We start from the raw sequence: 18,262 nt of genomic DNA, 5'->3' as shown, positions 1-18,262 counted from the left end.
ATGGCTGATTCAGTTGATGTGCAAATTCATCTAAATGATGAAAACAATAAGGTAAAGGTTGAGATTCGTAAAACCATTACAACATTGACCTTAAAGCTACAGCGAACCATTCAGGAAGATATGCTCAGTGGACAACGACTCAATGTCCAATCAGGTCGTTTACGTGGCTCACTGGTTTCACGCATTTCTGAATCAGCAGAAATGTTTGAAGGGATTGTATCTGCAGGTGGTGCTCATGTGAAATATGCCTTTATTCATGAGTTTGGCTTGGCTGCTGCTGTGAATATCAAAAGTCATTTGCGTCATATTAAACAGGCATTTGGTAAACCTATTGCACCTAAGGATGTATTGGTGAAAGCACACAGCCGAACTGTTAATTTTAAGGAACGCCGTTTTATGCGGGATTCTTTAGATGAAATTGGCAAAATCATACCAAAGAATATTGAAAAAGCGATTGAGCGAGGATTGAAAAATGAATAGTGAATCTATTTACCAAGCTTTGTGTGATCAGCTTAGCAATATCCAAGGCATGGTGACAGTCAGCCGCAGATTACGTCATTTTAATCATGTGGGTAATGAAAAACGTCCTGCGTTATTTATTACTCAGGGTAATCAGGATGAAAATGCAGTTAAAGGTTTAAATGCCAAGATTGAACTCGCTGCAGAAGTTTATTTGTATATCTATGAAGCTGATCCTGAAAAAGCCATAGGAATGCAGATCAATCATTACCTGGATGCTATTCGAGAAGCAATTAAGCCTGAATATCCTGAAATGTGTGAATACCAAACCTTAGGTGGTTTAGTTGAGCATTGCTGGATTGATGGCACGATTGAAGTTTTTGAGGGTGTGGACGGGATGATTGATGGACAAGGTATTGCGATTGTCCCGATTCGAATCTTAACCACCAACTAATGATTTAATTCAAATTATGACCACCTCTTTAGGTGGTTTTTTCATTTTATAGAGGTTTAAATTAATGGCTCAATATTTATTTGGTGCAGGTAAGTTATTTGCCACACCTATTTTAGATGTTTATGGTCAACCGATTGTTAATCCAACACCTGTTGAAATTGGTGTTATGCAGTCAGTATCAGTTGATCTATCTTATGACTTAAAAGAGCTTTACGGTCGTGGGCAGTTTGCTGTAGATGCTGCACGTGGTAAAGGTTCAATTAAGTGCAAAGCAACGATTGGTCGTATCAGTGGCGCGTTACTGAACTCCATTTTCTTTGGTGGTGTTGTTGCTGACGGTGGAATGGATGTTGTTACCCAAACCATTAATGGTGAAAAAATCCAAACGGGTGGAACGTTAACGCCTGTTGTACCAAACGCAGGTACTTTTGTGAAAGATTTGGGCGTAACGGATGCTAAGGCAATTCCATTGAAGCGTGTTGCATCTGCACCTGTAACAGGTCAATACAGTGTCGATCAGGCAACGGGTGAATATACCTTTGCTGTGGCTGATGTGGGTAAAGTGGTATTTATTAGCTTTAAGTATTCTGCAACGGTTGCAGGTGCTAAGTCAGGTTTAGTCAATAACTTGGATATGGGTTATACCCCTGAATTCTCAGTTAACTTACAGCGTGAATATAAAGGTAAATTTATGGGCATGGAGTTCTTCCGTTGCACCAGTAATAAGCTCGGCTTTAGCTCAAAACAAGATGATTATGATCTACCAGAGTTCGAGTTTCAGCCGATGGCTGATGATCTTAACCGTGTTTTTAGTTGGAATACTTCGGAGTAATGATTCATGTTATTTAATCAAGTTGAAAACCCACGTGGTACGACAGTTGTTATTGATGGGCAGTCTTTTGTTTTTGCACCATTGTCTTTGGGGGCGGTTGAAAAGCTTTTACCTGCACTACAAGAATTTAAACCACATGATGTAGGGCTTGTGATTGATGTTGCACATAAATCATTGAAGCGTAATTATCCTGATATCAGCCGTGAAGACGTTTCAGATATGATTTATATGGACCAACTCGAAGAAGTGATGGGCGCAGTCATGTCAGTTTCAGGTTTGAAAAATAAGCAAGATTCAAATGGCGGTGAATCGGGGGAATAAACTGGGAGGAAATTTATACACATTTAGTGCTAACCACTGGTAAGGATTATGACTATGTACGTGATCAGATGGATCTGCCGAGGTTATACGCACTCAATGAGTATCAGCTTAAATTTCCTCCCACCGATGTTGGTGTACAACGACTTTGTCGTATTTTAGAGGCATTTATGGGGATTGAGGAAAATCAACAACAGGAAGAATCTGAAGAAGATGATTTGGAAGAGATGTTGAGCGCGTTCCCACAGGGGTAACTTCGGTTGCCCTTAATTAAATATTTAAAAAGCAAAAACCCAAGATTCGCAGTCTTGGGTTTTTTGTTTTCAAATCCAAATGATTGGGATAAGGATCAGAACATAAATGAATTTTAACCTAAATATGCAGGTTGATAAAGTGATGAATAAACTATCAGAAAGTAAACCTTTAAGAATTTGGTCTTACATAATTGTTTTATCAATATTAATTGGAATACTTGCTTGGCAAGCTGCACCAATTATTTTAGCTGTGGTTGAGCTAATTAAAGTAACTGGATAATCAAATAAATTATAAATCAATCATTTAGGGTGACTTTGGTTGCCCTGATTGATTTTTATTCTTTAATTCGCTATGTTTACATTACTTTACAATAGTTTGGTAATGAGATGAAAAGAAAGATAGAGGGAACAATTTTTTTAACAATATTGATATCTTGTTCTACATTACATGCGAAGCAAAATATAACAGCGCAGCAGTTTATTAATTCTATTAATGAAACTCCAAAATTTAATGAAGAGTGTACTTATAGTAATCATGATATTACGAAATCGGATATGAATTTAAGTTTAAATATTAATTTGTTGCTAGGGCGGTTTGGGGGATTGTCTTTTAATGATTTTGATATGGGCGAGTGCTTATCTGATAAAAATGTTAAAAATGGAATCCTATCCACATATTTTTGGCAAAAGAATAAAAAATTCAATGGACAAAATTTATCACTTTATGTGGCATATAATGCTGAAAAACAAAAACTCTTATTAGTAATTATTGATGAAAATTTAAACACTTACCTATTAGGTGATAAGGACGCAGAACTCAAAAACAGTATTCAATCTTTTTTAACAAATATTCAGAGTTCTGAAAAAGTTAACACTGATTCAGTTTTAGTTTATTCGGATTTTAATAAGGATAAAAAAAATAAGTCAATATATGATATAGATTTAGATGCTATACGTTATCCAGAATGGACGTATTCTTGTAAGCGTGATCGTTTCGATAACTCAAAATCTTGTTATATGAGCAATAAAGATGTAGGAATACTTTTACTGAATGGGAGATACATGGTATCTGTCGGAAGGGATCACTATCCTAATTCTAAGGCAAGTTTAAAGATTGATAATAATTCAACACTAACTGCAAATAAGGGTATGTTCATAAGTAATGCTAATTTTATAATTGATCAAATGAAAAAAGGTGAAGTTGTTTATACAAGATATGTCGAATGGCCATATCAATACAAAAATAGCGATAATGAATCAAAACTACATGGTTTTACCAAGAAATTTAACGAAATGCTAGAATCTTACAAGCAGTTATAAGACCAATCCTTAATTATTTTATAGCTCTGTATTCTTATAAAGCAAACCACTCTTTAGAGTGGTTTTTTATTGCCTGAGGAAAAGTAATGGCGAACGAAGTTGAAGTAAAAATCACAGCCTCAACTGAGGCATTAAGTCAGGGCATGAATCAGGCAACTGATAAAGTTCAAGCTGCAGCAGTCGATATTAATCGTATTGCAGATACCATTAAAAATGCATTTGATGGTGTACGTGATTCACTTAAAAATATTGATATCAGCTTGAATATTGATATGAGTGATATGCAGCAACGTTTAAATAGTGCTGTGGATACGATTCGAACGCGCATCAATGGTATCGCTGATGATGCAAAGGTAAAACTAAAATTAGATATCACATCTTTAAATAGTGAACTTGGACAAGCAGAAAGTTTAATTCAAACGCGTTTAGCATCTTTGCCAATTCAAAATATCCGTTTAGATATTGATACACATGAGATTCAGCAAAAGTTTAATCAACTTGGTGCGCAAATCATTAAGGTTAAACCCAAGTTAGATAGTCCATCCTTAACTGCTGAAATTGCTTTGATTAAAAATAGACTGAATGCTGCTTTTACTGCAGGGATTAAAGTCAAAGTTATTCCGAGTTTGTTACAGGCAGATATTTCAAACTTAAAAACAAAACTGCAAGGACTGACCAATAAAACTTATAAAGTCAAACTTGGTATAGATCTCACGTATTTGAATCATCAGATCAATCTTGCGCGTTCCATGTTAAGCAATCTGAGCACTGGTTTAGCTATCAATATTGATGCTACGAGCAATCTACTCCGTGCATCACTTGATCGCGTAAAAGTGGCTTTGGATCTGCTGCGTCATCAACTCAGTATGGGTGGTGGCGGTGGAGGTGGTGGACCATCAGGTGGTGGATCAGGTCCTAGTGGAGGTGGTGGTATTTTGACGAGTTTTGCAGGGAACTTTCTTGCAAATATGACAAGTCAAATCATATCGCAATTAGGTGCACTAACCGCAGAAGTGGTTCGTAACGCACGTGAAATTGAAAATATGTCACGCCTTGCTAACGCAACCACACAAGAATTTCAGGAATGGGCATTTGCTTCATCTTCTGTTGGTGTAAGTCAAGAAAAACTCGGTGACATCATGAAAGATGTGAACGATAAGTTTGGTGACTTTATGCAAACAGGTGGCGGGGAAATGGCGGATTTCTTCGAAAAAATTGCACCTAAGGTTGGAGTAACAGCCAAAGAGTTTCAGGGATTATCAGGTCCTCAAATTCTTGAAAAATATTATCAAACTTTGCAAAAAGCTAATGTATCGCAAGCAGAAATGACGTTCTACATGGAGTCAATTGCCAATGATGCAACTTTGCTTGCACCGTTGCTTGCCAATAATGGCGAGAAACTCAAGGAGATGTCTAAACAAGCGCATGAACTTGGTGTCATTCTTGATGATGAAGCGATTCAAGCAACTAAAGAGTTTCAAGGTGCATTGGGTTTGATTGGTTCAACAATTAAAGGTGTTGTTGCAAATTTGGTTGCTGATCTTGCACCTGGTTTAAAAACCATGGCGAATAATTTTTTACGCTATATGTCTGAGTCAAAAGGTTCAATTGATGATGCGGTTGGGGCAATCATTACCATTTTTAGTAGTCTCTCTGAAATTGTGGAATCAACAGTAGGTGTGATTGGTGATATTTGGACAGACCTCACGCAAGATATTGGCGATGGATCACTGCAGCAGATAACTTTTATGGACTTGGTTTCAGGTGCACTCAAGGGATTTGCAGCAGCTGCAGTAGGTTTAAAAGTAGGTATTCAATCTGCCTTTGCAATCATACGCGCAGTGATTGTTGCTGTATGTCAGGCAATTTCTATTGCATTTACAGGCGTTTTAAATGGCTTTGGTGCATTAAAAGAAACGATTCAATTTGGCTTGGACTATTTGGGTACCAAGTTTAGAACTTTTGGCAATATTGTCAGTCGTATTTTGAGTTTTGATTTTTCTGGTGCGAAAGCAGCTTATGAGCAAGGCTTTAAGGATTTAAGCGATATTACTGATCGTTACTCATCAAAAATGATTACTCGCATGGATTGGTTAAAGTCTGATTGGAATAGTGGTGTAACAAAGTCAGTTGATGCAGGAGTAAATGCTTGGAATAAAATAGGTCAAGTTACTGAAGATGGTAATAAACAATTTACCAATTTATTCTTAAAAAAACCGACTGAAGTCAAGCCACCTGCACCCATTAAACCACCACCAAATACCTTTAACTCAAATAAGGGGATTGGCACAGGTACAAAGGATGATGATAAAAAGGCGAGTGATAAAGCAAAAAGTGATTCTGAAAAAGCTGTAAGCAATCGCTTGATCGGCATTTCTGGAAATACCGGTATTGGCACGGGTGCTCACTTAGATGTTCGTTATTCTGGGAGAAATGCACCCGTCAGTACAGAACATTTAGCACGTTTGCAGGCAGGTGGTAAACCTCTTTCAGCCTATAAAATGACATCAGGCTATGGTCCTAGAGAAGCGCCGACAGCAGGTGCTTCAACTTTCCACAAAGGCATGGATTTTTCAATGCGTGTGGGAACACCTATTACGACTAATCACAGTGTTAAAAATGTTCAGACATTTAACAGTGGAAAAGGTGGTTACGTTTCTAAAGTTACTTTTGCGGATGGTGTTGTGTTGAGTCTACTGCACCAATCCCCAGATGTTATGAATAAGGTTCCAAAAGGCGCTACAGCGGGTTCAGCGAACAAAAGTAAAACTGGTGGTGAAAATGATGATTATTTTAAATTTCAAGAGGAGCAAAATCGTCAAGCTGAACAGGCTGAAAAAGAAAGACTTGAGTTGAAGTACAAATATGCCACTGAGCAAGAGAAGGTGGAGCAGGACTTAGCAAGAGCAATTCAGCGTATCAATGACTCAACAGCTTCAACTGATGATAAAAAGGCTTATCGAGTTAAAGCTGAGCAAGAGGCGCAAGCGCAAATGGTTGAAATCAACCTGAGGGCATTAGAGCAGAAGCAGGCGATTGATGAGCAAGAAATTCAATTTAAATTAGATACAGCACAGCGGATATTTGAGATTGAAAAATCAAATATTCAGGCTGCATTTGATGCAGGTCGAATTTCTAATGTTGAAAAGCTAAAACTTGAAAAGCAACTTGAAGATCAACTCTATTTAATTAAACGAGATGGTTTAATCCGACGTTTAGAACTACAAAGTGCTCGATCAGAGATTACAGGTAAACCTGAAGGGCAAGCTGCTGCAACTAATGCCATTGTGGATTTAGACCATCAAAAATCGATCTCTGATATTCAGACACCAAATTTAATGAATGATGCCCAAATGGCAGACTTTGAGAAAAAGTTTGGTGGTTTGACTTCACGCATGTCAAGTTTATGGGATCAAGGCATTCAAGCCATGATGAATGGTACGTTGACTTGGAAAAATGCCATGAATGCAATTTATTCTGAATTAGCAGCTGAGTTCATTCAAAACATGATCACAGCGCCAATGAAAAAATATGTAGCAAGTATGGCACCGCGTTTGGCTGTGAAATTAGGTTTAATTAAGGCAGAAACTGCTGCTGAGGTTTCAGGGCAAGCAGCACAAACAACAGCGGTTGTTGCAGGTGAAGGCGTTAAGACTGCCGCAACTTCTACTGGTGTACTCACTCGTTTAGGAATCAAACTCGCAGGAACTTTAAAGTCCATCATGATGTCAGCATGGGAGGCGATGGCGGCAGCTTGGGCTGCAATGTCAGCAATTCCTATTATTGGTCCTGCATTAGGCGTGGCTGCAGGTATTGCTGCTTTTGCTGGGGTTTCGGCAATTGTGGGTAAAGTGGCTTCTGCTCGAGGAGGTTATGACATTCCTGCAGGTGTAAACCCGATGACGCAACTGCATGAAGAAGAGATGGTTTTACCTAAACAGCATGCCAACACCATTCGTGCATTAGGTAAATCAGTGATGGGTGATGGTTCTATGCCAATGTCACAAGCAAGTGGTGTGAGTGGTGGTGATATTAACAACTTTAACTTCCAAAGTTGGGACTCTAAAGATCTTCGCCGCTTTATGAAAAAACATGGTCGTGAATTGGCAGGTGGCTTAAAAGGGTATGGGCGTAATTTTGGTAAGTAAGGAGTAGTGCGTGTCTGATGAATTATTTCCTGAATTACCAGGATTGGAATGGGAGCTGACAAAGACTCCCATTTTTAATACCAAAATTATGACCTCAATCAATGGTCGTGAACTGCGAGCGAGTTATCAAGCAATTCCAAAATATAACATCACTATGTCCTTTGCTTTCTTGCGAGAGAGCAAAGGACGAAATGAATTACAGCAACTAGAAGGCTTCTTTACCGAGCGGCGTGGTGCTTTTGATTCATTTCTCTACAAGATGCCAGATGACAATCAGTTTGAATGTACTTTTGTTGGGGATGGAAGCACAACAACCTACCAAATCTTCAAGAAAATGCATTCTCTACATATGCCAGTGAGCAATACGATGCAGATGACGCAACCAATTAATCCCAACATGTGGAATCAAGTTGAAACCAAAAATATGTGGGATAGCGACATTGAAAAACCTATGTGGAATAACGAAATGGCGGGTATTAGCAAAGATGGGAAATATATGCTGAATACACCGTTAGCGGTAGGTGAGGAGGTTACAGTTAAAGGTACATTCTTTTATCGTTGTCGCTTTGCTGATGATGAGCAACAGTATTCCAATTTTATGGCCAAACTGTGGAAAGCACAAAAAATCGAATTGGTCGGTACATTAGGAATGAAGATATGAGAGAGGCATCGACAAAATTAATTGCATTATTAGATCAAGATCAGTTTTTAATGGCAGATCTATATACGATTACCACAGTGCAAGGTGATGTTTACCGTTACACCAATTATGATTATGACTTGATTGTGGCCAACCAAGTTTTTAAAGCCGATGGACCTATAATTAGCCGTGAGGGAATCAGTTTATCACTAGGTATTGAGGTCGATAATTTATCTGTCAGCATTAATACTACGAATGATCAGCATTTTAATGATGTGCGTGTAGTTCAGGCTTTTCACAATGGTCAAATGGATGGTGCGCGTTTTAAGTTAGAACGGGTCTTTATGGATATGCATACGCCTACAGATACAAGTGCAGGAACATTGAAATTATTTGAAGGTCGAATTATTGAACCCGAACTCGATCGAAATGTGATTGATTTTAATGTGGCATCAGATATTGATGATCTTCATATTCAAATGCCACGTAACCTATACCAACCAAGTTGTTCCAACACTTTATTCGATTATGGTTGTGGTTTGCTGCGTGATAATTTTGCTATAAGCACGATGATTGAAGTAAACAGTAGTACTTCACAAATTATATGTACTTTGACACAGCCACAAGGTTGGTTCACACAAGGCGTGGTGGAGTTTTTAGAAGGTGGGAATAAAGGCTTAAAGCGCACGATTCGTTTGCATGAGTCTGGCACTTTAGTACTGACATTACCTTTACTTGAGCAAGCTAAAGCTGGTCAAAAAATCAAAGTTTATCCTGGATGCGATAAACGTTTAGATACATGCACTAATCGCTTTAATAATCGTAATCGTTTTGCAGGGAAACCATTTATTCCTGTGCCGGAGACTGCTGTATGAAAAACCTAGCTGCAGTTGAAGAAGCTAAGACTTGGCTGGGTACACCATACCATCACCAAGGACGAGTAAAGGGTGTGGGGGTAGATTGTGGTACCTTAATTTGTGAAGTGTATGAAAAAGTGGGCTTAATGGATCATTTGGATCCACGACCCTACCCACCTGATTGGCACATGCATCAATTGGGTCAACGATACTTAGAGCATGTGAAGAGTGTATGTTTTGAAGTCGATGAACCACAGCCGGGTGATATTGTTTTATATCACTTTGGTAAATGCATCAGTCACGGTGCCATTGTTGTGGAGTGGCCAACGGTGATCCACTCATATATCCATCAGGGTGTCATTATCCAAGATGGTACCAAAGGAAGTTTAGCCCGGCGAATAGCTGGGTTTTTTCGTATGAAGAGGCTGAAAGAATAATATGGGTGGATTATTTGGTGGTGGTACCACAAGTACAACTGAAACGCGTATTAACTCCATGCGTGTTCAGCAATCTGCGTATGGTCTTTGTCAACCATTGGTATATGGTAAAAATCGAGTGACTGCCAATATGTTTTGGTATGGTGATTTTGCTGCAACACCACATACCACTGTGACTAAATCAGGGGGGAAAGGTGGTAGCTCTAAAACTCGCAATACAACATTTACCTACAATGCTTCATTGATGCTTGGGCTATGTGAAAATAAGATCCGAGATATTGGGATTGTATGGCGAGACAAAGATCAGATTATCAATAAAACTGAAAATGGTGTAACCAAAAGCCCTATTGATCAGTTAGGTTTTGAATTATTTGATGGTAATGATAATCCACGTTGGGGATATATACAGACCAAGCATCCAGATCAGGCATTACATTATCCTTTTCTTGGTTATGTTGCCTGTGCGAATTATGATTTAGGGAATAGTGCTAGTCTTTCCAATCATACCTTTGAAGTCATTAGCGATATTACATTGTCAGATACAGTGCATGATGCCAATCCTGCGGATGTGATTGAGGATTTTATTACACATCCACGCTACGGTGCGGCACCTATTTTAAATATGGCTGATTTGGCGGAATTTAGAACCTATTGCCGAGCAGCAAATTTATTAATTAGCCCAGCATTTACAGAACAAGCCGAAGCGTATGAAACGATCAATACGATTGTTGAGGCGGTGAATTGTGCAGTGGTACCTAGCCCAGATGGTTTAAAAATTAAAACCTATGGAGATGCTGCTTTGACTGGACATGGAGTCACATTTACACCCGATTTAACTCCTGTTTATCATTTAACAGATGATGATTTTATTGGTGAAGATGAGCCTATCAGAGTGCGCCGTAGTCGTGATACGGATGCTTTTAATCATACGCAAATTGAATATACCAACCGTTATAACCAATACAACACGGAAACAGTCGAAGCCAAAGACCAAGCTAATATAGAAATGTTTGGTCTGCGTACAGAGGACGCGGTAAAACTTGATTTCTTTTGTGAGCCCAAAATTGCTCGGCATGCCTGTCAGCTACGTTTACAGCGATTGTTGTATGTACGAAATGAATATGAGTTTCAACTTGGTTGGAAGTACTGCCGACTGGAACCCATGGATATTGTGACAATTACAGACATCTCTTTAGGGTTGGATCAATTTCCTGTACGCATTACACGGATTGAAGAGGATGATGAGGGCTTACTCACCGTTACAGCAAATGAGTTGTCCGTTGGATCTTACTCAGCGATTGAGTATGACCTACAAGCATCTAATGGTTATCAGGGAGGAAATGAAGAACCAGGACATGTGAATGCACCTGTCATTTTTGAACCACCTCTAGATTTGACCAATGGTATCAATCAAGTGTGGATCGCCGTATCAGGTGGGGTTAATTTTGGTGGTTGTAATGTCTGGGCGAGTTTAGACAACACTACTTATGACATGATTGGGACCATTTATGGTTCAGCGCGTTATGGTCAATTGGTTGCAGCTATTGATACAGATGACCCTGCCTTACAAGTCCAACTTAATACACCAAGTCAAATGTTCAGTGGGACCTTAGAGGATGCTGAAGCGGATGCGACATTATGCTGGTTGGGTGGTGAATATCTGAACTATCAAGTAGCAACACTCAATGGATCAGGTCTGTATACATTAGATGATGTGCTACGTGGACGTTTTAATGATGCTCAAGTACATATTTCAGGTGAGCCATTTGTCCGTATTGATAAAGCAATTTTTGAACATGGTTTTAATAAAAATCTTATTGGCAAACAGATCCATTTGAAATTTACTAGTTTCAATGGCTTACAGCAGCAAGAGCAAACGTTAGATGAAGTAACTGCTTATAGCTACACATTGGTGGGTGGAAAGCCTACAGGTGTAAAAGGGCTCTCATTACAGTCACCATTTATCGGTACGAGTTTTAAAGTGCAGTGGCAAACTGTTGTGGGTGTTTCGGGCTATGTTGTGCAAATACTTTCAAATGGTATTTTGCTACGTGAAGTTCAGACAACCAATACAGACTATAGTTATTCTGTTGAGGAAGCTAAATCTGATGGTTTGGGGCGTTCCTATACAATTCGGGTGGCTAGTGTTAGTGGTAGCAATGTGAGTTCATTTGCAGAGTTGAACATCAGTAATCCAGTTCCTGCAAAACTTTTAAATGTATATACCACAGCAACTAAAGATACATTAACTGTAAGTTGGAATCCAAGTGAAGCCCCTGATTTAAAAGATTATGCAGTTTGGATGAGTCAAACGGAAAACTTTGATCCGAGTTCAATCGCACCAACGTGGGTTGGATCAGACCTATCTCATACCTTTGAAAAGCTTACATCTACAACGATCTACTATGTGCGAGTTGCTGCACGTGATGTATGGAAAGAAACAATTTGGAATTATTCAGATCAGTATGCTCAAAGTACTTCTGAAACTTAAATTTGATTAACAACATGAGCACCCATTTTGGGTGCTTTTTTTATGGATGAGATTTTTATGCCATTACCAGATAAGAGCGCACTGATTGGTGCAAATGTTACAGAACAGGGGTTTAAAACTGCTTTAGGTGATTTTATTGATAATGCCTCATCTAAAGAGGATGTAAGTACAGCAAAACAAGAGGCTGTGCAGGAAGCTGCTACTGAAGCAGATGTGATTGCAAGTGAGAAGTTGGAGCAGGCGAAAGAGTTTGCTCTAGAGAAAAACAATGAAAACAAGAAGCTTATTGAGTCAATTGTTCAAGAAGTTTTAAGTATTTTATTTAAATCGCAGAATAAAGATACACTTTTTGACTTTGCTGATAAATTTGGTTCAATTGTTATGCAATTGACATTAAATGGTGGCTTGAAATTAGTAGGATTAGATAAAGACTTAGTTTCTCATTTGAACAGTACTTTTGAAAATTTTAATAATAAACATTTATTTTTACTGCTTGATGCCAATAAAAATATCATTGCTTACATTGATAAAGACTCAAAATTGTTCATTGTTGGTTTAGATACTGACGTGGCTGCTGCGATCAACAGCAAAGCAAATGCAGGGCTTGAGCAGATAGACACAAGTAATTTGAGCAACTATTCATATCGTGACACTTTTATCTCTAAAGCCGAGCGTCTTTTAAATTTTTTCAGAAATACACAAAATGTAGGACTGCTTGCACCAGTCCCGTTACATAGTTTTGAACAAAACTTCTCAATTTCAGACACGTGGCTTGATCAAGCAAAAATTGAAAGTTGGGGGAACTATCATCCTGTTAAAACTCCTTACGGCAGTGATCGAGGAGTGGTTCATCCGCAAATTTTAGAGTTCCCAAACAAATTTATGGGTTATCGCTATATTTTAGCAATCACTGGTTATACGAATGGTGTAACTGCTGAAGAAAACCCCTTTTTGCTCGGTTCAAATGACCTAAGTAACTTTGAGCTATTAACGCCACTTTTAGACGAGCCTGATAGTTATACGTGGGAAAAAGGGATTGTGTATAACTCAGACCCGTTCATGTTCTACGACGTAAAAACTTCTGAGCTTGTCTTGATTTTCAGGACTTATTGGGCAGATACGGACGGTATTGCGCCCAATGATACGCATGAAATTTTATACACACGAAGAACAAAAGACGGTAAAGCTTGGTCAGATCGTGAAATCTTAAACGACAAATTTGCGCTGGTTGCCCCTGCTGTTATTTTTGATGCAAAAACAGAAACTTATCACTTGTATGGTGTTGGCGGAGGCATTCAACATTACACAAGTAAGACAGGAAAAAACGACTGGGTATTCGTAAACTCAATCACAACACCTGCGCAATACACACCTTGGCATTTAGACATTAAACAGGTGGGCGATAAGCAAATTGTTGTAGTTCACGACAGAATATGGACACCAACATCGAAAAACCGAGGTTTTTTCCTTGGCATTTCTTCTGATTTTCAAAACTTTAAATGGGCTTCCGACTTTTGGAATACAGATGAGCGCGGCATATACAAAGCAACTTTTTTGCCACAGTTCAATGATCAAAATCAAATGCGCTTAATGTGCTTATGGACTTCTGATAGTTCAAACACAGACGTTAATTTGCGTTACAAATTATTTGTACAACCAACACCTTTTTTAGACGTAAATTTTACGGAGAAGTAATTATGTCACTCGCATTAAAATCAAATAACATCGCAACTAATTATCTTGGAAATATCAATGGAATCAAGGGGAAGCAAGACTGGGTAGCATTCTTTGACTTTGAGAATGAGGAATACACGACGCAGAAAAACGGTGTACGCAATACTTTGACGCTTGCTGAAACGATCACAAATACTGGTGCAAAAAACATGGCTGTGAAACCGCAGACTATGAACAAGCAGGGAGTACGCAGCTATACGACAGCTTCAACTGACATCCGCCATTGGAAAATTGGCGAACGCTTTGGCGTACTTATTGAGAATGAGCAAACAAACTGGTTTGCTAACAGTGCTACTCCTGCAACACAGACTATTTCAGCAATCCCTGCTGGGTCAACGCTTGTCGCATCATGTATCGGATCTGGGTCGCTTGTAATTACGGGCACAGGTATAGATTCTATAGTTGTGACTGAAGCTACGCCGAAAACTATTACGCCTCAAGCCCAAGCTGGAGTTATTACGCTGAGTGTCGAAGTTGTCGGTACATTATCGCATGTGCAAGTTGTGCGCTGCGCTGGTTTTGCTTGCGTTCATAGCCCGATCACAACAACAGCATCACGCCCGAACTCAGGCAATGATCAGCTCGAAATAAAACAAGAGCTGTTAAGCAGTCTGCTGAATACTGATCAACCTGTAACGATACTGATTGAATCAGTACCAATGTACCAAACGCATGATGCTCGAACAATGTTCAACGAACTACGAGCTGCCGTAGAAACAGACACATTGGTTGCTGGCATTGGACTCAATAAAACGTCTGATGTGCGCATTGCAAGCAGATTTGTTTCACTCATCAAATCTGACAATACAACACAGTCGTCTGGATCTGGCAACAGTCAACAAGGTGCGCTTAATGTCGCTTCAACGCAAGTTGCGTATTTAACAGCGACAGGGGCTAAATTGGGATTGAATGGGGGTGAAATTTACAGCGCTGTCGCTGCAACAAATCTAAATAAGCTTAAAAGATTGCGCTTAGCACCAGCGTTGGCTACACCCCAGGTGCAACAAGGGGGTAACTGCATTATCACAAAGCTAGCGATCTTCAATCGTCAGATGAGTGATGCTGAAATTTTAGAATATTCGAAAAGTTGGAATTAATTTGTTTTATCGAGAGTGTTATTTATAATGCTCTCGATTTAAATTTAATAGATTTATAAAATGGATAAAAGGATAGACATACAACTTTTAAGAGCACTCGCAGTTATTTTCGTAGTTTTATTTCATTTAGAAATTGCAGGAATTGAAAGTGGATTTTTGGGAGTTGATGTATTTTTTGTAGTGAGTGGCTTTTTAATGGCCATTCTTTACAAAAAAGGTGAAGCAAAAAAATTCTTCGAACGACGTGCTAAAAGACTTGTACCTGCTTACTTTGCAACAATTATACTGACTTTAATTGCATCATTATTTTTAGTACTTCCGTCAGAACTAGGGCAAGTTGCGACACAATCGATCTACGGATTATTCTTTGCTAATAACATCGGTTTTTGGATGCAGAATTCTTATTTTAGTAAGTCTGATTTTAATCCATTGTTGCATTTGTGGTCCCTTGGTGTCGAGATTCAATTTTATCTTATTGTGCCGTTATTAGCTTGGTTCTTTAGAAAATCAAAAATATTTTTATTTTTAGCAATCTTAGGTTCATTTGCAGCTTGTGTTTTTATTGTAGGAATATCAACTAAAACATCATTTTTTATGATGCCACTACGCATGTGGGAATTCTTGATAGGATTTGTAGTTGCTTTTTATTTCACAAATAATGGTTCAGTTAAATTTAATAATTTTAGATGGTTGGGCCTAATAGGTTTAATTATTTTGTGTGCTATTCCTTTCATTCATGTTGATGGACAGACATTAAATAGATTGCAAGGACATCCGAGTTTTTACGCTTTATTTGTATGTGTTGCCACAAGTTTAGTTTTGGGCTTTGGTTTACCGAAAGTTTTAGAAAACAATGTGATTAGTAATGGTATTGCTAAAATTGGTGATTACTCATACTCAATTTATTTAGTACATTTCCCAATCATTGTTTTGTATTTGTATGAACCATTTTCTGGAACAAAACTATATCCCGAGAGTTATGTAGATAAAGGAATTTTACTTGTTCTGATTATTGTTGCATCGATTCTAATGCATAAATTGATTGAGACTAGACGCTTTAATAATATTGCAGCAGCTTACTTAGTTTCACTGGTGTCAATATTTGTATTAACCGGAGCAACTAAAGTTGTTCCGAATATGATGTATAGTGAGCGCGATAAAAATATCTTCAACGGTCTAGAAGATCGCGCACCGTATCGCTGTGGTAAGTTAGTTCGTATCACAGATCCAAAGGCAATTAGTTGTAAAATTAATGCAGAGCATTTTGATCAATCGATTTTATTGGTGGGTAATAGTCATGCAGACTCGATTAAAATAGCATTTTCAGAAGTAGCTAGTCAGCATAAGCTAAATACTTATTTTTTAGTTTCAAATACTCCGCTCATGGATGCCTCTGTAACTCCTGAGCGCTTGATTAATGAAGCTAAAAGTTTGAAAATTAATCATTTAGTGCTGCACTTTTCTCCAAAAGCCTTAAAAATAGAGACTATTGAAAAAGTTGTAGACTTGGCGCAACAAAACAATATGAAAGTTGATTTCATTTTACCTGTGCCAACTTATACAGAATCAGTACCAAAAATTATTTATCAGAATAATTTAGCTGCTCACTATGATATTAAGAAATATCAAAGTGATAATGCTGAGTTTTTTGCACAAATGGAAGCTTTAAAGTCTAAGTATAGTAATTTGCAAACACATGAGGTTAGCCAAATTTTCTGTAATACAGAGTGTATTGTTAGTGATGATGCTAAGCATCCATACTACTTTGATGATGATCATTTAAACCTCACAGGTGCTAAGTTATTAAAACCTGTGTTTGAAAAAGTAATGTAATTCTATAGACCAACAAAACCACCTTTGGGTGGTTTTTTTATTGCCAAAAAAGGGGAAATAATGGACGACTTTACTAAACAAGTCGCAGAAATCGTAGGACCATTTTATACAGCCATCGCATCATTTGTGATGGCTTTTTTAATGGCTCTTTTTCGAACCGCAAAGAAACGTGGACAAGCCGATTGGCTTGAAGCGTTTATGTGCGGATTTTTTGCAGTTGGGTTTTGGTCATTAACAACATGGTTGGGCTTTCCAGAGATTATCTCAGTTGGCTTTGCCTCAGTTGTTGGATACAAGGGTACACATTTCGTTAGTAAGAAAATAGATAAGGTAAGTGAAAATGAAATTAATCAATGAAAGTGCATGGCAATACTTAAGCGTGAAGCTCCCAATGTTGGGAGCTTTTTTTATGCTTGTTGTTTTGGTTTTACAATGGGCTTTAGACTACAAAATTATAGATGGTGATACTGCTGCTATTGTTGCGAGCACTATAATCCCCGCTTTGACTTGGCTTGGTCGCAAGATTGCACAGCCAAATTTACACAATGTAAATCAATTTGTTACAGTGACAGCAGGGCACTCGAATGCAGATCCGGGAGCAGTCAACGGCAAATTCAAAGAAGCTGAATTGGTCACAAAGTTCCGTAATGCTGTTGCTCATTATTTAAGTGAAGCGGGCATTGCAATCAAAACTGATGGTATCGGTTCTGATAACCATAATCTGAATACAGCAATCAAATTGATCAAAGGCTCTGATGTTGCTGTTGAATTTCACATGAACGCAGCAAGCAACAAGGCAGCTTACGGTATTGAAACTATTGCACTAGCAAAGGATAAGAAATTAGCACAAGACTTATCAAAAGTTGTGGCCAAAGCATTTAATTCAAAACTTCGTGGTGATGATGGGTGGATTGATCAGTCACAATCAGCGCGTGGAAAATTAGGATTTATTAGTAATGGTGGTTTAATCGTTGAGCTCGGTTTTATCTCAAATGAAGCTGAGCTAAAAATGTTTAATGAAAAGTACTGGTTAGCTGCACGTGATATTGCGGATGTCTTGATTCATCATGTGAAATAATACCGTTATATATGGTTTTTAAGATCATAGACTGTTAAATTAAGTTATTGGGTAAGAGATGATTTTACCCAATATTTTTTAACTCTTTAACACATTAATAAAATCAATAGGTTATAAACATAGTTTAAAACTTGGGTATTTTGATATTTTAAGTTTTAACTCACTGTTATATCTTTACTTTTTACTATATTATTACTGTTCACTGCCATGTAGGCAGCTTAGAAATAAACAAAGTGTTGATTTAGCAAATTATGCTAGTTCACTGCCATGTAGGCAGCTTAGAAATAGTGAAGTATTCAGATAATACAAA

General features: G+C 38.2%; 17 protein-coding genes and 1 CRISPR repeat array (1 of these 18 only partly in view). All 17 genes read left to right on the top strand.

Annotation, left to right across the window (positions count from 1 at the left end; translation table 11 throughout):
- The 17 genes from HUV91_RS04870 (at nt 1) to HUV91_RS04790 (ending at nt 17,952) form a co-directional block, all read left to right on the top strand.
- Nucleotides 1-480 (top strand): hypothetical protein, encoded by a 480-nt coding sequence (locus HUV91_RS04870; RefSeq protein ID WP_174492715.1) that lies wholly within the window; start codon nt 1-3, stop codon nt 478-480.
- The gene (locus tag HUV91_RS04865; protein ID WP_174492714.1) at nt 473-913 is read left to right on the top strand and encodes a hypothetical protein; all 441 of its coding nucleotides are present in this window, start codon (nt 473-475) and stop codon (nt 911-913) included. Before HUV91_RS04870 ends, HUV91_RS04865 begins: the two co-directional genes overlap by 8 nt.
- Before the next feature lie 64 nt (nt 914-977).
- A complete protein-coding gene (locus HUV91_RS04860; RefSeq protein WP_174492713.1) occupies nt 978-1,745 on the top strand; it encodes a hypothetical protein in 768 nt (255 codons plus the stop codon).
- Nucleotides 1,746-1,751: 6 nt separating this feature from the next.
- Nucleotides 1,752-2,066, top strand: coding sequence for a hypothetical protein (locus HUV91_RS04855; RefSeq protein ID WP_111860617.1), 315 nt, complete (start codon nt 1,752-1,754; stop codon nt 2,064-2,066).
- A gap of 68 nt (nt 2,067-2,134) precedes the next feature.
- Nucleotides 2,135-2,317 carry a hypothetical protein gene (locus HUV91_RS04850; RefSeq protein ID WP_174493588.1) on the top strand — a complete coding sequence of 61 codons (183 nt, stop codon included), beginning with the start codon at nt 2,135-2,137 and terminating at the stop codon, nt 2,315-2,317.
- Nucleotides 2,318-2,423: 106 nt separating this feature from the next.
- The gene (locus HUV91_RS04845) at nt 2,424-2,597 is read left to right on the top strand and encodes a hypothetical protein (protein WP_174492712.1); all 174 of its coding nucleotides are present in this window, start codon (nt 2,424-2,426) and stop codon (nt 2,595-2,597) included.
- Nucleotides 2,598-2,704: 107 nt separating this feature from the next.
- On the top strand, nt 2,705-3,637 hold the full coding sequence (locus HUV91_RS04840) for a hypothetical protein (RefSeq protein WP_174492711.1): 933 nt from the start codon (nt 2,705-2,707) through the stop codon (nt 3,635-3,637).
- Nucleotides 3,638-3,723: 86 nt separating this feature from the next.
- Nucleotides 3,724-7,785 (top strand): phage tail protein, encoded by a 4,062-nt coding sequence (locus tag HUV91_RS04835; protein WP_174492710.1) that lies wholly within the window; start codon nt 3,724-3,726, stop codon nt 7,783-7,785.
- A 10-nt stretch (nt 7,786-7,795) separates the two neighbouring features.
- The gene (locus tag HUV91_RS04830; RefSeq protein ID WP_174492709.1) at nt 7,796-8,446 is read left to right on the top strand and encodes a DUF2460 domain-containing protein; all 651 of its coding nucleotides are present in this window, start codon (nt 7,796-7,798) and stop codon (nt 8,444-8,446) included.
- On the top strand, nt 8,443-9,300 hold the full coding sequence (locus HUV91_RS04825; RefSeq protein ID WP_174492708.1) for a DUF2163 domain-containing protein: 858 nt from the start codon (nt 8,443-8,445) through the stop codon (nt 9,298-9,300). The genes HUV91_RS04830 and HUV91_RS04825 overlap by 4 nt, the downstream gene beginning before the upstream one ends.
- A complete protein-coding gene (locus HUV91_RS04820; RefSeq protein WP_107009919.1) occupies nt 9,297-9,719 on the top strand; it encodes an NlpC/P60 family protein in 423 nt (140 codons plus the stop codon). Before HUV91_RS04825 ends, HUV91_RS04820 begins: the two co-directional genes overlap by 4 nt.
- A gap of 1 nt (nt 9,720) precedes the next feature.
- Entirely contained in the window at nt 9,721-12,210 is a 2,490-nt protein-coding gene (locus HUV91_RS04815; RefSeq protein WP_174492707.1) for a phage tail protein, read from the top strand.
- 42 nt (nt 12,211-12,252) lie between these two features.
- Nucleotides 12,253-13,905, top strand: a complete 1,653-nt coding sequence (locus HUV91_RS04810; protein WP_174492706.1) for a hypothetical protein — start codon at nt 12,253-12,255, stop codon at nt 13,903-13,905.
- A gap of 209 nt (nt 13,906-14,114) precedes the next feature.
- Nucleotides 14,115-15,041: a hypothetical protein gene (locus HUV91_RS04805; protein WP_174492705.1), complete on the top strand. Its 927-nt coding sequence runs from the start codon at nt 14,115-14,117 to the stop codon at nt 15,039-15,041.
- Between the two features lie 60 nt (nt 15,042-15,101).
- Complete coding sequence (locus HUV91_RS04800) at nt 15,102-16,874, top strand: acyltransferase family protein (protein ID WP_174492704.1); 1,773 nt, start codon at nt 15,102-15,104, stop codon at nt 16,872-16,874.
- Nucleotides 16,875-16,934: 60 nt separating this feature from the next.
- Entirely contained in the window at nt 16,935-17,231 is a 297-nt protein-coding gene (locus HUV91_RS04795) for a phage holin family protein (protein ID WP_174492703.1), read from the top strand.
- A complete protein-coding gene (locus HUV91_RS04790; RefSeq protein ID WP_174492702.1) occupies nt 17,215-17,952 on the top strand; it encodes an N-acetylmuramoyl-L-alanine amidase in 738 nt (245 codons plus the stop codon). Before HUV91_RS04795 ends, HUV91_RS04790 begins: the two co-directional genes overlap by 17 nt.
- A 197-nt stretch (nt 17,953-18,149) precedes the next feature.
- Nucleotides 18,150-18,262: direct repeats of the CRISPR family, unit length 28 nt; unit sequence GTTCACTGCCATGTAGGCAGCTTAGAAA; it runs 756 nt beyond the window's last position.

The organism is Acinetobacter sp. Marseille-Q1623 (genome assembly GCF_902809895.1).
Lineage (GTDB): Bacteria > Pseudomonadota > Gammaproteobacteria > Pseudomonadales > Moraxellaceae > Acinetobacter > Acinetobacter piscicola_A.
This window is presented reverse-complemented; position numbering and strand designations above follow the sequence as displayed.

Bases quoted from the DNA above. Each gene is read 5' to 3' on its own strand.
- HUV91_RS04870 (WP_174492715.1), top strand. From the start codon at position 1: ATGGCTGATTCAGTTGATGTGCAAATTCATCTAAATGATGAAAACAAT.
- HUV91_RS04865 (WP_174492714.1), top strand. From the start codon at position 473: ATGAATAGTGAATCTATTTACCAAGCTTTGTGTGATCAGCTTAGCAAT.
- HUV91_RS04860 (WP_174492713.1), top strand. From the start codon at position 978: ATGGCTCAATATTTATTTGGTGCAGGTAAGTTATTTGCCACACCTATT.
- HUV91_RS04855 (WP_111860617.1), top strand. From the start codon at position 1,752: ATGTTATTTAATCAAGTTGAAAACCCACGTGGTACGACAGTTGTTATT.
- HUV91_RS04850 (WP_174493588.1), top strand. From the start codon at position 2,135: ATGGATCTGCCGAGGTTATACGCACTCAATGAGTATCAGCTTAAATTT.
- HUV91_RS04845 (WP_174492712.1), top strand. From the start codon at position 2,424: ATGAATTTTAACCTAAATATGCAGGTTGATAAAGTGATGAATAAACTA.
- HUV91_RS04840 (WP_174492711.1), top strand. From the start codon at position 2,705: ATGAAAAGAAAGATAGAGGGAACAATTTTTTTAACAATATTGATATCT.
- HUV91_RS04835 (WP_174492710.1), top strand. From the start codon at position 3,724: ATGGCGAACGAAGTTGAAGTAAAAATCACAGCCTCAACTGAGGCATTA.
- HUV91_RS04825 (WP_174492708.1), top strand. From the start codon at position 8,443: ATGAGAGAGGCATCGACAAAATTAATTGCATTATTAGATCAAGATCAG.
- HUV91_RS04820 (WP_107009919.1), top strand. From the start codon at position 9,297: ATGAAAAACCTAGCTGCAGTTGAAGAAGCTAAGACTTGGCTGGGTACA.
- HUV91_RS04815 (WP_174492707.1), top strand. From the start codon at position 9,721: ATGGGTGGATTATTTGGTGGTGGTACCACAAGTACAACTGAAACGCGT.
- HUV91_RS04810 (WP_174492706.1), top strand. From the start codon at position 12,253: ATGGATGAGATTTTTATGCCATTACCAGATAAGAGCGCACTGATTGGT.
- HUV91_RS04805 (WP_174492705.1), top strand. From the start codon at position 14,115: ATGAACAAGCAGGGAGTACGCAGCTATACGACAGCTTCAACTGACATC.
- HUV91_RS04800 (WP_174492704.1), top strand. From the start codon at position 15,102: ATGGATAAAAGGATAGACATACAACTTTTAAGAGCACTCGCAGTTATT.
- HUV91_RS04795 (WP_174492703.1), top strand. From the start codon at position 16,935: ATGGACGACTTTACTAAACAAGTCGCAGAAATCGTAGGACCATTTTAT.
- HUV91_RS04790 (WP_174492702.1), top strand. From the start codon at position 17,215: ATGAAATTAATCAATGAAAGTGCATGGCAATACTTAAGCGTGAAGCTC.